This is a genomic window from Lacinutrix sp. MEBiC02595, assembly GCF_053601555.1.
This window is the reverse complement of record NZ_JBSHNU010000180.1, coordinates 143,949-159,427: the sequence shown is the minus strand read 5'-3', so window position 1 is coordinate 159,427 and position 15,479 is coordinate 143,949. Positions and strand designations below refer to the sequence as shown.

Sequence of the window (15,479 nt, the reverse complement as noted above, 5' to 3'; positions counted from 1 at the left end):
TTACAATAAATAAATAAATTATTTTACATATACACTTCAAAACTAGACCATTTTAAATCTAGAATCACCTATAGCTTTTTAAGATCTTCAAAATTATTAATTGCCCGAGCAAATTAAAAACGAATTGCAAGAACAGAACAATGTGCTCTACAATTAAATTGAAAAGTCACTTTAATATAAAAAAAAAAGCTTCCCTTAAAAACGGAAGCTCTTTAAAATACTAATGTTCAATAATTTACTTTTTAATAAACTTCTGTGTTTCATGCGAGTTTTCAGAAACTAGTTCTACAAAATACATTCCGTTAGATAAATTAGCGACATCTAATTGGTATTGTAATGTATGATTGGATAGTTTTACATCTTTAATTTTTCTACCATTAATATCAAAAATAGTAATAGCACTTAAAGGTGTTTTACTGGTAATGGTTAATTGATTTTCTGTTGGGTTTGGATACACAGAAAAAGTATTGGTATTAAACTCGCTAACCGATAAATTTTCTACAATTTCTGTAGCTACTGTATTGGTTGTAATAGCAGGATTAAAATCGAAGAAAATATCTGCAGTATTATAAAAAACATCACCAACTACTACATCGCTTTTTGGTTTTATTTTATAGGCTATAAATCCATGCGAGTTTGTTTCATCATTGGTACTATCTGCTAAGTTGATATTATTAAATATAAAATCAACCATCGTACCATTTGTAATTTCTACTTTTCCGGTATGGCTTAGACTTTCTATCTGCATGGTAGTATAATCTAACTTATCATCTAGTACATTTTCTACATGCACATTAATGGCACTTGCGGTTCCCGTATTTTGAAAACGAATGATATAATGTAAGTATTTATCTGCCTCTTCTAATAGAATCTCTTCACCTTCTAAAACTCGAATATCATTTGGATCGTAAGAGCCGATAACGGTTTGATTAAGAATAAATGTATTATCTTCTTCTGTTTCATCTCCTGTCACTGGATTTATAGTTGCAGTTGAAATTAGAACATCATCTATATTAGTTGTTGGTGGTGCAAATACATTAAATTCTAAATCAATGGTTCTAGTTTCGAAAGGATTTAAATCTGTAAAATTAAAAGTCAGTGTGTTTGATGTTTGAGAACTTATTGGTTTACTCGCGTTTAAAAAGTTAAGTTTTGTATTGTCAAACTCAAAGGTAATATTATCGCTTAATATTGTTGTTCCTACATTTTTATACACTATTTGGTAACTTGTATCAAAACCTGGTCTTAGATCATCTTGCGAAGGGTAAACCACTATTTTTAAGTCATTTACCGTTTGATTGGAAGTTAAGCAAAAATCTATTGTATCTACATTACCAATACCTATAAAATTTGATGTTTGAGAAACAGGGTTAGATGTATAATAACTAGGTAAATTAGAAATAGAAGTCGTAAAACTCCCTTCATTAACTGCTATTTGATAACTACCATTATTCAAAGTAAATGTAGAAAAGCTGTCGTTGCCATTATCGGCATTTATTAGTAAATTACTAACATTTATATCATTATTATCACAACCATTTAAATCTAAATCTAGTTGTATTACCCCATTTATTTCGTTTCCTAAAACGCCCAAGTTTTTGTACCAGGTTATTCTGTTATCATTTATTGAAGACATGAGTACATCCGCATCACCATCACCATCAATATCACTAGAACAAACAGATACTGGTCTTTGTGGATTAGTAGATATTAATTGACTTGAGGTAAATGTTCCCTGGCCATCAATATTTTCATGCCAAAATATATCGCCAATAGTTAATCCACTACTTGAATATGAAGTTGAAACTATATCCATATCTCCATCGTTATCCATATCGTTCGAAAAAATGGACTTTATTAAAGAAGATTCATCTGTAAATATTGTTTGTTTTGTACCAAAAGACCCTAAACCATCTAAATTTTCATACCAGACTATTTCATGATCTTCGGAAGAAGCGGATACAATATCCATATCATTGTCGTTATCAATGTCTGCTACATAAACCACATCTATTTCACCTATACCTGTAGATATAAGTTGTGGATTTCCAAAAGTTCCTTGTCCATCAATATTTTCTACCCAATAAATATCAGAACTACCAAAAACAATATCATTATCGTTATCATGATCCATATCAATTAAGTAAATAGGACCAGAATATGCGTTTGAAATCAATACTTCCGAAGCACTAAAATCCCCCTGTCCATCTAAGTTTTCAAACCATAAGATATTACCATGACTATTTATTAAAATATCACCATCATTATCACCATCAATATCTTCAACACTTATTGATGTTCCATAAATATTATTATTGGGCACACTACCAATAAAGTGCCTTACAAAAGAAGTTTCCTGACTATCTATATTTTCAAACCACCTTACACTACTAGAAGTAGCAGAAACAACATCTAAATCTCCATCTCCATCAATATCAAATGCAAAAACAAAATTATAACTACCAGAATTAGTGCTACTATTATAATCTATTACTTTAATATTCCCAAAAAGACCATATCCATCAGTATTTTCAAACCAACCCAAAATATTATCCGAACAAAAAAGTATATCTTCATCTCCATCTAAATCCATATCTACGGAAAGAACATCATTGGGGTCGGATACTTTTGCTAATATAATTTTCTCATCACCAAAATTTCCTTGCGTATCTAAATTCTCATTCCATGAAATATTATTATCAAATCTATATCCTCTTAGGATATCTAAATCTCCATCACTATCTAAATCAATTGCTTGTACATGATTTGGATTATTCATATTTATTGGAAAATAAGAAGAGGAAAAATTACCTGAACCATTATTTTTACGCAAAGATCCAGGGGTAATTATATCCAAATATCCATTACCATCTATATCAACTACATCTACAAATGATCCTCCCCCACCAATTTCTGTTCCAGATGAAAAACTCCCCATTCCATCGGTGTTTTCAAACCACTTCATCTGTCCATTTTCGTCTGAAATAGCAATAACATCCATATCTCCATCATTATCATAATCAATGGAAGAGATTGATTTTATTACAGAATCAATTATGTTTCCTACAAACTGAAAAGTACCTAAACCATCTATATTTTCATAAAAACGTACGTAATTATAACCTCCACTAACTATATCTAAATCATTATCATTATCAAAATCAACCAAATGAAAAGAATAAATATCAAATTCATCATTAATAATATTTGGTGCTCCAAAAGTTCCTTGTCCATCCGTATTTTCGAACCAAGCAAATATCCTATCTCCCCCAACAATTTCCCCACTAGATGCAATAATATCTACATCCATATCTCCATCAATATCTGCAAAATAAATTAACTCAGCATCAAAATTTATGGTTTGAGAAATACTAAATGTCCCTAATCCATCTAAGTTTTCATACCAGACTATAGATCCAAGCCGTCCAGAAAGAATATCCTTATCTCCATCATCATCGATATCCACTAGATAGATAGATGAATGCTTATCTTCATAAACATTCGAAAAATCAATAGTTTTAGGCCTTCCAAAATCCCCTAAACCATCTAGATTTTCTAGCCAAGCAAGTTCAGAAGCACCTTTTAAGCCAACAATCAAATCATTGTCCGAGTCGCCATCAATATCTCCTGAGTATATAGGAGTGAAAAAGCCAGAATAAGCTTCATAATTAAGAATAACATTATTTTCTTCAAACCCAATTTGCCCACAAACTGTAAAACAATAAAAAAAAGTAGTAACTACTAAAAGTAATTTTAATTTCATAAGTTTAGATTATTGACCTAAGATAAAATTAATTATTTTTAGTTAGGCCCAATTTTTAAAAAAATGACAAAAAAAAAACCTTCAATTAAATTGAAGGTATTCATCTAAATCACTTATTATCTGACACTTAATTACTCCTTGAAATTCTCCACACCTTTAACCAACCAATCATAATATTCATCTGCATTTGGTGTATATGCTGTAGTATGATTTAAAAGTTCCATATTATGATCTAATAACACATAAAATGGTTGTGAGTTATTCTGAAAATTTAGCGTTTGTAAGGTTGCCCATTTGTCGCCAATGGTCTTTATATTCTTAATGCTTCCGTTGTGTTTTAAGAATTGAAATTGCTCGTCTTTTTCCAATTCCTTTCTATCATCCACATATAAAGAAATGATAACATATTCTTCGTTTAAAATAGTATAAACCTTGTCTTTACTCCAAACTTGTTCTTCCATTTTTCGGCAGTTTACACAAGCCCAACCTGTAAAATCTAGCATGATTGGTTTGTTCTCTGCTTTTGCTGCTGCAACGCCTTCTTCTAAATCCTTATAGCAATTTAATCCTAACGGACAATCCGAATCTTTTTCATATAAACTATATGGTAAAGGTGGCGGAAAACCACTTAACAGTTTTAAGTTTGCGTGTTCTGTATTGGTTAAACCCGGAATTAAATAGATTACAAATGCACCTACTAATACAGCGAAAGAAATTCTACCGAAGCTTAATTTTTTAAGCGGACTATCATGTGGAAACTTAATTTTTCCTAAAAGATACAGTAATAAACCTATTCCTAAAACAATCCAGATACCAATAAAAACTTCACGTTTTAAAAGACCCCAATGTTTTACTAAATCGGCATTCGATAAAAATTTAAAAGCCATTCCTAATTCTAAAAATCCAAGAACTACTTTAACGGTATTTAACCATCCACCAGATTTTGGTAATGCGTTTAACCATTTCGGGAACATTGCAAATAAAGTAAATGGTAACGCTAATGCTAGTCCGAAACCTGTCATTCCCATCGTTAGTTGCATCGCTCCACCATCACTAGTTAACGATCCAGCTAGTAAGGAACCTAAAATGGGTCCAGTACAAGAAAAGGAAACAATAGCAAGTGTTAATGCCATAAAGAAAATACCGATAATTCCACCAACGTTAGATGCCGAATCCATTTTATTCCCCCAAGATGCTGGTAATGTGATTTCATAAAATCCGAAGAAAGAAAACGCAAAAAAAGCAAGGATAATAAAGAAGATAATATTTAGAATGACATTTGTAGAAATAGTATTTAAAATCTCGGGATTTAGTGAATCTAAAAAGTGAAATGGTAAACTTAAAAGCACATAGATTACTAGAATAAACAGTCCGTAAAGCATCGCATTTGCTAATCCTTTCTGACTATTACTAGCACTTTTTGTAAAGAAGGAAACCGTTAACGGAATCATTGGAAAAACACAAGGTGTTAATAATGCGATTAAACCGCCAAGAAACCCAAGAACAAAGATTCCAAAATTCGATTTTTCTTTTACTTCTTCTTTTTCATATTTATCCCAACCCGTTACATTCAGTTGTAGTTTATCAGACAACTCTTTGCTTCTTGCATCGATAGCTGTAGTAGCTTTTGCATTCAAGCTTCCGTCTAAATTTGTGGTAAATGTATACGTCGTTGGTGCAAGACATTTTACGTCGTCACAAGCCTGGTAAAACACTTCTGCTTCTATCGTTTTTAAATCTGAATTTAAAACTTTAAATTTTTGCTTAAAAACGGCTTTGTTTTCAAAATAACGCACTTTCATTTGAAACGCTTGTTCAAAAACTTCTTTGGTTTTAGATTCTTCTATATCGCCAATCAATTCATAATCTTGCGATGTATTATTAAAACTAAACTCGGTTGGTATTGGACCTAATTCAGAATCCTCCACAACCTTTTGTGAATAAAAATGCCAGTCTTTATCTATGGTTGCTTCGTATGCAATTTCATATACATCTTTTTCTATTTCTGTAATATTTGTCGTCCATTTTACCGGATCTAGAATATTGGAATTCGCAGTATTAGAATCCCTAGGAAGTTCAAAATTTAAAACTTCACTGTCAAAAATACATTTCTCATCATCACAGGCTTGAAAAAACACTTCAGAAGAAATAGTCGTTACTTCAGGATCTAGTACTTCTATTTTTTGGGTGAACGTTGCCGAACCATCAAAATAGGTTAAATCCATTTGAAAGACTTTATCAAACTTCGTGATACTCTCACTTTCTAAAACTTCACCAATTCGCTTATAGTCTTGCGTTTGTGCAATAGAATCAAATTCAAACTCTGTTGGTAATGCGCCACCTTCTGGTAAATGTTGCGAGTACAAATGCCAATATGCATCTATTTCTGCTTGATAAATAAGGTTGTATTCTGTTTCTGAAACTTTCTCTACTTCTGTCGACCATTTTACTGGTGTTAGTTGAGCAAAAGATTGGCTAAAAGAAAAAAATGCTAGTAGTACGAGTAAAAAATGCTTCATTATTGTAATGTAATTTTTAATATATTTTCTGTCTTTTCTGTGACTTTATACCGATTGTCACCACGCTTGTTTATAACCCAAACAATATCTTCGCCGGAACACAAAACGAAAGTTTTCTCTTTTTCTACTAAGGAATATTTTTCGTCTTTAAAAAACTTACTCAGCTTCTTTTTGCCTTGCATACCTAAAGGGTAAAAATAGTCGCCTTTTTCCCATTTTCTTACCGATAGCGGAAACTTTAACAAATCTTTATCAACAAAAGACACATTGGTATGTTTGCCCAAAATGGCATCTGCTTCATCAAAGAATAAAACTCCTAAATCCGTTTTTAGTTTTTTTGTATTTTCTTCTATGAATAACCTCTCGACTGCGCTCGAGGCGACATTAGAATCTACTTCCGTTAACAACAAATATGCTCTATCTTTTAATAACCTGTGTGTATTAGAAAAGACTTGCTTTCCGGATTGTGCATCCAATAAATGGTAAACATCATTCCAAGCCGTAAATCCGAATTCTTTTAGCAATTCAAATAAATATGCTTTGGAATTGGATAGTTTCTGAAGCTTTTTAATATCGAATTTTATAATACCATCTTCCACCGAAACTACTTTTTTCTGCACTCCAATTATAGCATCTTCAATAATGCTTTTAGAATCTTGTAAATTATTTTGTGTGGTTTCAAAATTTTGAAGTAGTTCAGAATTCATTTCCTTCAAAACAGGAATTACATCATGACGAAGCTTGTTTCGCAAATACTTTGTGGAAGCATTACTACTATCTTCTCGCCATTTAAAATTATTGCTTTTAGCAAAATTTTCAATTTCTTCTCTAGTACATTTTAATAATGGTCTTACCACATTTTCATTCACTTCGGGAATCCCTGTAAGTCCGTCTAATCCTGTACCTCGAGTAAGATTGATTAAAAAAGTTTCCAGATTATCGTCTGCATGATGCGCTGTTAAGATATAATCGAATTGTAGTTGTTCGCATAAAGCTTCAAACCAATCATATCGCAATTCTCTTGCTGCCATTTGTGTGGAAACCCTATTTGTTTCGGCAAAGGTATTAGTATCAAAACTTTGGGTAAAAACTTCTACTTGTAAATCTTCGGCTAATTGTAATACAAAATCTTGATCGCCATCACTTTCGTTTCCGCGTAAATTAAAATTACAATGTGCCAATGCAAAATTCAGATTTGCACGATGACATAAATGCGTTAAAACTACAGAATCTAATCCGCCAGAAATAGCAATAAGAAGTTTGCTTTCTTGAAGGAAAGGAAGGTTTTGGTTTATATGTTCTTTAAATAATTGAAAAGTCATTAGTTATCAGGCAAAAGTTAGAAGAGATTCGTTTAGCAGTTTTTTAATTAAAACATTGCGCATTTTTTCAATTTCTATGGAAAACGATTTTATTTTTTCTCGATTCTCTTCCTTTATAAAATTTAGGTTTACTGCTATTTGAAATTGTGTTTGCATTTCAAATAAAGAACCTCTGGAGATTTGCAAAAATCTAGTATACTCTTTTGTGAAATTCCGACCATAGCCTACAGCTATATTCGAAGGAATAGAAACGGAACTTCGTTTAATTTGTGAAGTCAAAGCAAACTTTTCATCCTTTGGAAAATCATGGACTAATTTATAGACAAGAGTTACCATGTTTACCGATTTTTGCCAAACAATTAAATCTCTATAACTTTTCATTTAACAAACTTAAACATTTAACTTTTTACTTCCATCTTTTTACCTTTTTACTTACACCTTAACGACTGTTGCCTTTTGCATTTTCCTTTTGCCATTTCCCTTATGCCTTTTCACTTTTCATTTTTCACTTTTCATTTTTCATTTTTCACTTTTCACTTTTCACTTTTCACTTTATCATCCAACCACGCAATTATAGTATTTATCAATTCTTCTTTACAAAAATCATAATGCAATTCATGAAAACCACCTTCAAAAAGCTTTACTTCTGCTTTGGGTGTATTTTCGGCAAATGCTTTGGAAGCTTCCCAACTTGTAATTTTATCACCTGTACCATGACAAACTAGCATTGGAATATTTAATTTATCGGCATTCGCAATAGCATATTCGCCTGCATCAAAAACAGGAAACGAATACATTGGACTAATTTTATCGTGCACTAACGGATCTTTTTGATAACGCGCTACTTCTGCTTTATCTCTAGAAATCCCGGAAGCATCTAGCTCGCTTGGTAACGTAATACCTGGTAGAATATGCAACATAAAACGACCTAGAGCGACTTTCCATTTTGGCGGATTAAATGCTAAACGCAACAACGGACTAGTAGCAACTACTGCTTTAATTTGGGACTGATATTTAAGCGCATAATTAATCACCACATTTCCGCCCATACTATGTCCATAAAGAAAAACGGGGACGTTTGGGTTACGTTTTTTAGCTTCTATGGCAGCTCTGTTTAAACAATCTAAAAGCAATTGATAACTGGCTACATGTCCTCTTTTACCTTCCGTTTTACCATGTCCGATTTGGTCATATGCCAATACCGCATAATTATTTGCTGTTAATTTCGGAATAACAAAAGCTTCATATCGCCCTAAATGTTCTCCCATGCCGTGTAATAAAACTACGGTTGCCTTAGGGTTTTCAGGCTGCCAATATGCTGCATGTAATACCTGATTCTCTATCTTTAATTGAAATGTAGTATGCTCCATATAAATTAATTTTCTAAAACCTCACGCATTGCTTTGGCTTTCACCAAGCATTCTTCGTATTCTTTTAAAGGTACGCTTTTGGCAGTTATTGCTCCGCCAACAGAATACGAAACATATTTATTAGTTGCATTGTATAAAATACTGCGAATAACCACATTAAAGTCGAAATTCCCTTTTGGTGAAAAATAGCCAACTGCACCAGAATATACACCGCGTTTCGTTTCTTCTAAGTCTTCTATAATTTGCATTGCTGAAACTTTTGGAGCGCCAGTCATGCTTCCCATTGGAAACGTACTTTGAATAATATCTACAGGATGTGTCGTTTTTTTTACTTTAGAAACTACCGTAGAAATCATTTGATGTACTTGATCAAACGAATATATTTTACACAATTCTTTTACTTTTACACTTCCTTTTTTTGCAGTTTTAGATAAATCATTCCGAACTAAATCTACAATCATTATGTTTTCACTTCGTTCTTTATCGTCATGCTTTAATTCATATTTTAAAGCTTGATCTTCATTGTGATAGGCGCTACGTTTTGCAGTCCCTTTTATAGGTTGCGAAACAATAGTGTTGCCTTTCTTTTTTATATAGCGTTCTGGTGAAGCCGACAAAATATATTTATCGTTCCTTTTAACAAAGCTTGCAAAAGGCGCTTGTGAAATAGCGTTGAGTTTATTGTAGGTTTCTAACGGATTAATTACGGTTTCTTCGGCATAGAATTCCTGACAAAAATTAGCTTCGTAAATATCGCCTCGATGAATATGTGCAAGCATTTTGTCTAGCTTACGGAAATATTCGTCTTTATGGATTCTTAATTTTATTTTAATATCCTTTGGCTGTTTGTCAAGTCCGGCGTCCTCGCAAAGATGAATTTCTTTTAAATCGGCTTCCAATTCATCATCTACCGCATTTAGATATTTAATTTTTACTGTTTCTCCTTTTATTAAAAAAAGCTTTTTTGGTTGAAAGAAGTACAAATCCGGAAACTGTAATCCATCCAAATTAGCAGATTTTAATTCCTCCACATCATTTTTAAGATCGTAGGTTAGATAGCCAAAAATCCAATCGTTGGTTATGGATTGATATTCCTTCAGCTTTATAAAACCATCGGTATAATCGGTTTGAATACTTGTAAAAGCATCTACTGCCAAAACTGCATCGTAGCTAGAATATTTAGATTTATGGTCGTTGGAATCTAACCAAACGACATCCTCAAATTGCTGGCTCCAAATCAATAACTGATTTTTAAAAGCTGCAATAGACTTCGGTTTATGTGTAGTAGTTGTTCTCAATAAAAAAATATTACGTGTAAAGTTAATGAGAATAGTTAAAAAATAATATATTTTCGGTGTTAGATTAAATCCTTTTTGAAATGTATCAGATATCCAACGCCTCACTAAAAATTGCTATCCGAAAAATTGGCGCAGAACTTTGTGAAATTTCTTCCGTAGAAAACAACACACAATTTATGTGGCATGCCGATCCAAATATATGGGGAAGCTTTGCTCCTAACCTATTTCCGGTGATTGGCGGATTAAAAAACAATGCATACACTTTTGATAATAACACTTACCAAATGCCAAAACATGGTTTTGTTAGACATAATCAGGATATAAAATGTATTAAAGAAGCCGAAAACAGCATTACTTTTCAGCTGACAAACAATACCGAGTTGATGAAAATATATCCTTTTAAATTCAGCTATACCATAACATACACTTTAGAAAACAACGTATTAAACGTTACTAATGAGATTACAAATCTAGATGATAAGTCCATATATTTCTCTCTTGGCGGACATCCGGCTTTTAAATGCCCAGTCTATGAAAACGAAAAATATACCGATTACAGTTTAGTATTTGAACACCAAGAAACTGCAGAAACCTATTTACTAAACACTCAAAATGGTTTACTCACAGATACCACAAAAGCCATATTTAATACTAGTAATACGATACCTTTAAATTATAATCTATTTAATAAAGACGCACTTATTTTTAAAGATTTAAAATCTAGAAAAGTAACGCTAAACAGTAAAACAAAAGGAGATATTTTAACCGTAACACACGCCGATTTTCCGCATTTAGGAATTTGGGCAAAACCAAACGCAGATTATGTTTGTATAGAACCCTGGATAGGTTACGCTGATTTAGAAACCACAAACCAAGATATAACTACCAAAGAAGGCATTATAAAGCTAGAAGCAGCACGTAATTTTAAAGCAAAATACGCCATAGAAATACATAAAGCGCATTTAGTGTAATTAATATATAAGTAGTAGCTTTGCAGCTTATAAGAAAACCATGAGTACTTTTAGAGATTTAAATTTAAATACACCTTTATACAACGCTTTAGACGATTTAGGTTTTACTACACCAACACCTATTCAGGCAGAAGCATTTAATGTTGTTTCTAGCGGAAAAGATATGGTAGGTATTGCACAAACAGGAACAGGTAAAACTTTTGCCTACATGTTACCTATTTTAAAAAATCTTTCTTATTCTAAACAAGAAAACCCTAGAGTGTTAGTTTTAGTGCCAACTAGAGAATTGGTGGTACAAGTGGTAGATGAAATTGAAAAGCTTTCTAAATACATAAACAATCGTGTACTTGGCGTTTATGGTGGAACTAATATTAACACCCAAAAGCAAGCTATTGCAGACGGTATTGATATTTTAGTAGCGACTCCTGGAAGAATGTACGATTTAGCTTTATCTAGAGTTTTACAATTAAAATCGATACAAAAATTAGTAATTGATGAAGTAGACGTGATGCTAGACCTTGGTTTTAGACATCAGCTTATTAATATTTTTGATATCCTTCCAGAAAAAAGACAGAACATCATGTTTTCTGCAACTATGACGGAAGATGTAAGCGCACTTATTAATGATTTCTTTATTAAACCAGAACGTGTTTCTATTGCTGTTTCTGGTACGCCATTAGATAATATTTCACAAACAAAATATACAACGCCTAACTTTCACACCAAACTTAATTTATTAAAGTATTTGCTGAAAGATACCGAAGCATTTAATAAAGTTTTAATTTTTGTGGCCTATAAAAAAATGGCAGACAGACTGTTTGAAGCCTTAGACGAAGAGTTTCATGAAGAACTTTGTGTGATTCACTCGAACAAAACACAAAACTATAGATTGCGAAGTATTGAGCAATTTAGAGAAGGTTTTAATAGAATTTTAGTGGCTACAGATGTAATGGCTCGTGGTTTGGATATTGATAATGTAAGTCATGTTATCAATTTTGACACACCAGATTTCCCAGAGAATTACATGCATAGAATTGGTAGAACTGGTCGTGCAGAACGTGAAGGACAATCTATTATTTTTTCGACGGAAAAAGAACAAGAATACATTGAAAACATCGAAGAGCTAATGCAAATGGAAATTCCTTTTGTTGCTTTTCCTGACGAAGTGCAAATTTCGGATGAATTAATAGAAGAAGAAAGACCACAAATAAAAGAGCATAACAATCCACATAAACGTTTAAAAGACGAAGATGCTCCTGGACCAGCTTTTCATGACAAATCGGAAAAAAATTCGAAAGAAAATTTAGGTGGTTCGTATAAATTTAAAATTGCTGCGAAGTATAAGAAGCCTAAAACACGTGGTGACAAGAATTACGCGAAACATAATAAGAATAAGAAGCGTTAGAGCTATTGGCCGTTAGCTGTTAGCTGTTAGCTGTTAGCTGTTAGCTGTTAGCTGTTAGCTGTTAGCTGTTAGCAATTTAAAAATTTTATTTCAACTTCATTTTCGAAAAACAGATGTATCTCATCGAAAAAAGTTCTGTTTCCGAATAAAAAAAATAATTTTTCGTTAGATTTATGGAAGTACCATAAATAAATTGTCCATGTCTACTGCTATTTTTAATTTGTTTCCTAACCTAGAACCTTTTCATCATGACACCCATTATGAAAATTTGTTCTTAAATCAGCATTGGGTTTTAGTAAATGGCATTACGAATAAAAAAGCTGTTTATATTTTTAAAGATGAAAACACGCTTCATATTATAGAAAACGAAAACACTTCAGAAACTTCTTGGTGTATTGAACTCAAAAACACTTTTTCTATTGAAACCGAAGACGGCAAAACTACCGTAAAAGCCTATTTTAAAGACGAAGATATTTTAGTTTTAAACAGAACACAAACAGACGATTGTGCTGTTTTTATTAACGAAGGAAGCTTTTCGGAAACCTTAAATACGTTGGAAGACGTACAACAATTTCTTCATGACAAATACAAGGAAAAAGCAGCGAGTTTAATATCGGATCACGAGTTTTACTATATTGAAAAAGCCGAAGAATTTGGCCCTTTTACTGTGGCACAACTTTCGGAAAAAGTAGAAAACAAAAAAATAAGCATTCATTGTTTTGTAAGAGACGTAAATGAATACAATTACAATAAACGATTGCGAATTAGGGATTTGATTAAGGAACTATAATGCATTCGTATAGCAAACCTAATTATTATAAATTTTGTAATTTTTTCGCCTTTACATAAATACCTACAAGGTTAAAAAAAACCTTGTAGGATATATTAATAATGGGTTAATAGCATAACTACTCCTTATGCAATCCTTTTAAAAGAAGAATTCCAACTCTGGCAATAATAAAAGTTAGCAAACCAAATAGCGCTGTTAATAAAGACACTTTTAGTCCTCCTGCAAAAACTGCTGGATCTGCATTTCCTAATGCTTCTAAAGAATCGAAAGCCCCAATTAATCCAAAAACAGAAGCAAAAAAGCCAATGACTAGACCTAGCAAACTACTATCTGCAGCTAGTTTTATCATTTTTTTGGATGTGATTACGTGCTTCTTTAAAGTAAGAAATCCTTTAATTAAAAAGAAAATAGATAACAATAAACAGATTAGAATTAAAGTCATCATAAAGGATCCGCCTTCTTCAAAACGATCGGCAATTTGGATGGTTAAAAATTTCATAAGTATTCGTTTTATAATTAATGATGTAACAAACATAGTTTCGTTTTTTAGTTTAAAAATTAAAATGCGATAGATAACCAATTTAGCTCCTTAAATAACCGAAGCCAAGAATAAGTATTTCTTATTTATTCCTCTTTATTCCTCTTTATTCTTATTTATTTATTTTTAAAGCATTTTTTTGGTGTTTCGCCAACTTGATTAAACAACAGCGATTTTTCTTTTATATTAAATTTTAAGACCACTCCTAAGTCTAATTTAAATTCGTTTTCGCTAGTTGCATCTAATGTTTTTAAATCTCTTCCTTCTGGAGCGCCTTGTAATGCTTTTCCATTCGACTTAAAAACTAAATTGAAAGGTAAACCTTCACAAGAATAAACACCTTCATATTGTTGCAACTCCTTTTCGGATAAAGAAACAGAATCAAAATTTGGAATAAATAATGCTTCCCCTTGCATTACAGCCATAGCATTAAACATAATTGGCATTAGTCCAAAATCTAATGCATTCGCTGTAAAGGCTATTGCAATTTTAGAGTCGGGAATATACATAACCATAGACTTAAAAGAATCGATGGAACCATTGTGCGCATAAATGGTTTGTCCGTTTTTTTCTGCACTCATAATGCCGCTTCCATATTCATCCTTTATAGTTGTCATCCTTTTAAAACTCTTTTTTGACATGAGTTTATTAGTAAACAATGCATCCATAAAAACCACTAAATCTTCAGGATTAGAAACGATTGCTCCTGCGCCACCAGGATTACTTAAATGTGCTTGATTCGCTTCGTGTAGCATTTCTTCTTCGTCGTAATAATACGAAAGTGCCTCGTTATTTTTTGGATTAATCACATCGCCATAATAGGTGTTTTTTAGTTGAAGCTTATTTACAATACGATCTTGTAAAATGGTTTTGTAAGATGCATTCTCTATCTTTTCTAAAATATAACCGAGTAAAATATAGTTGGTGTTGCTGTATTCATTTTTTTCGTTTGGCTGAAAATCTACAGCATGCGATTTAATTAAGGCTACCATTTCGTTTTTCGTAATCGGATGGTGTTCGTTAAAATTTTCGTCTCTAGGAATATTGAACAAGCCACTACTATGATCTAATAAATTGGCAATGCTAATGGCACTCGCATTTGGAATTTCAGGAAAGTAATTCGATAGCTTTTCCTCTAGCTTTATCTTTCCTTCATCTACAAGCTGAAAAATCATAACGGCTGTAAATGTCTTTGTTACCGAGCCAATTCTATATTTGGAAGTTATGGTGTTTAGTGCTTTTTCTTCCGAAATAATAGATCGATATCCTACCGATTTATGGTAAACCGATTTCCCTTCTTTTAAAACAGACATACTTCCCATGAGCTTATTATTGGCATGAAGGACTTCTAAAAATGAATCTAACTGTTCGAAATTTTGCGCTTTAGAACTATTGTAAGCGATAATAAACAGAAGTATTATAAGTATTTTTCTCATTGTTAAGGTATTAAATTAAACATACTACAAACGTAAAAAAGAAAGACTTAGGCTCCGTTTATTTGCG

At 32.2% G+C, this 15,479-nt stretch carries 11 protein-coding genes; 3 read left to right on the top strand and 8 right to left on the bottom strand.

Annotated elements, in window-relative coordinates:
* Nucleotides 1-235: 235 nt before the first annotated feature.
* From ACVCZW_RS04425 to pabB, 6 genes are all read right to left on the bottom strand, one after another.
* Nucleotides 236-3,763, bottom strand: a complete 3,528-nt coding sequence (locus ACVCZW_RS04425) for an FG-GAP-like repeat-containing protein (protein ID WP_452231735.1) — start codon at nt 3,761-3,763, stop codon at nt 236-238.
* Nucleotides 3,764-3,894: 131 nt separating this feature from the next.
* Nucleotides 3,895-6,282, bottom strand: coding sequence for a cytochrome c biogenesis protein CcdA (locus ACVCZW_RS04420; protein ID WP_452231734.1), 2,388 nt, complete (start codon nt 6,280-6,282; stop codon nt 3,895-3,897).
* Nucleotides 6,282-7,604 carry a tRNA lysidine(34) synthetase TilS gene (gene tilS, locus ACVCZW_RS04415; RefSeq protein WP_452231733.1) on the bottom strand — a complete coding sequence of 441 codons (1,323 nt, stop codon included), beginning with the start codon at nt 7,602-7,604 and terminating at the stop codon, nt 6,282-6,284. The genes ACVCZW_RS04420 and tilS overlap by 1 nt, the downstream gene beginning before the upstream one ends.
* Before the next feature lie 6 nt (nt 7,605-7,610).
* The gene (locus tag ACVCZW_RS04410) at nt 7,611-7,985 is read right to left on the bottom strand and encodes a four helix bundle protein (RefSeq protein WP_452229077.1); all 375 of its coding nucleotides are present in this window, start codon (nt 7,983-7,985) and stop codon (nt 7,611-7,613) included.
* A 152-nt stretch (nt 7,986-8,137) separates the two neighbouring features.
* On the bottom strand, nt 8,138-8,974 hold the full coding sequence (locus ACVCZW_RS04405) for an alpha/beta hydrolase (protein WP_452231732.1): 837 nt from the start codon (nt 8,972-8,974) through the stop codon (nt 8,138-8,140).
* A gap of 5 nt (nt 8,975-8,979) precedes the next feature.
* Entirely contained in the window at nt 8,980-10,272 is a 1,293-nt protein-coding gene (gene pabB, locus ACVCZW_RS04400; protein WP_452231731.1) for an aminodeoxychorismate synthase component I, read from the bottom strand.
* Between the two features lie 80 nt (nt 10,273-10,352).
* On the opposite strand from pabB, the gene ACVCZW_RS04395 reads away from it, so the two are divergent.
* The 3 genes from ACVCZW_RS04395 (at nt 10,353) to ACVCZW_RS04385 (ending at nt 13,438) form a co-directional block, all read left to right on the top strand.
* The gene (locus ACVCZW_RS04395; protein WP_452231730.1) at nt 10,353-11,243 is read left to right on the top strand and encodes an aldose 1-epimerase family protein; all 891 of its coding nucleotides are present in this window, start codon (nt 10,353-10,355) and stop codon (nt 11,241-11,243) included.
* Nucleotides 11,244-11,283: 40 nt separating this feature from the next.
* A complete protein-coding gene (locus tag ACVCZW_RS04390; protein ID WP_452229081.1) occupies nt 11,284-12,648 on the top strand; it encodes a DEAD/DEAH box helicase in 1,365 nt (454 codons plus the stop codon).
* Nucleotides 12,649-12,847: 199 nt separating this feature from the next.
* Nucleotides 12,848-13,438, top strand: a complete 591-nt coding sequence (locus ACVCZW_RS04385; protein WP_452229082.1) for a hypothetical protein — start codon at nt 12,848-12,850, stop codon at nt 13,436-13,438.
* A 118-nt stretch (nt 13,439-13,556) separates the two neighbouring features.
* On the opposite strand, the gene ACVCZW_RS04380 is transcribed toward ACVCZW_RS04385, so the two are convergent.
* Both ACVCZW_RS04380 and ACVCZW_RS04375 read right to left on the bottom strand, forming a co-directional pair.
* Complete coding sequence (locus tag ACVCZW_RS04380) at nt 13,557-13,937, bottom strand: MotA/TolQ/ExbB proton channel family protein (protein ID WP_452229083.1); 381 nt, start codon at nt 13,935-13,937, stop codon at nt 13,557-13,559.
* Between the two features lie 155 nt (nt 13,938-14,092).
* Nucleotides 14,093-15,412 (bottom strand): serine hydrolase domain-containing protein, encoded by a 1,320-nt coding sequence (locus ACVCZW_RS04375; RefSeq protein ID WP_452231729.1) that lies wholly within the window; start codon nt 15,410-15,412, stop codon nt 14,093-14,095.
* Nucleotides 15,413-15,479 lie beyond the last annotated feature (67 nt).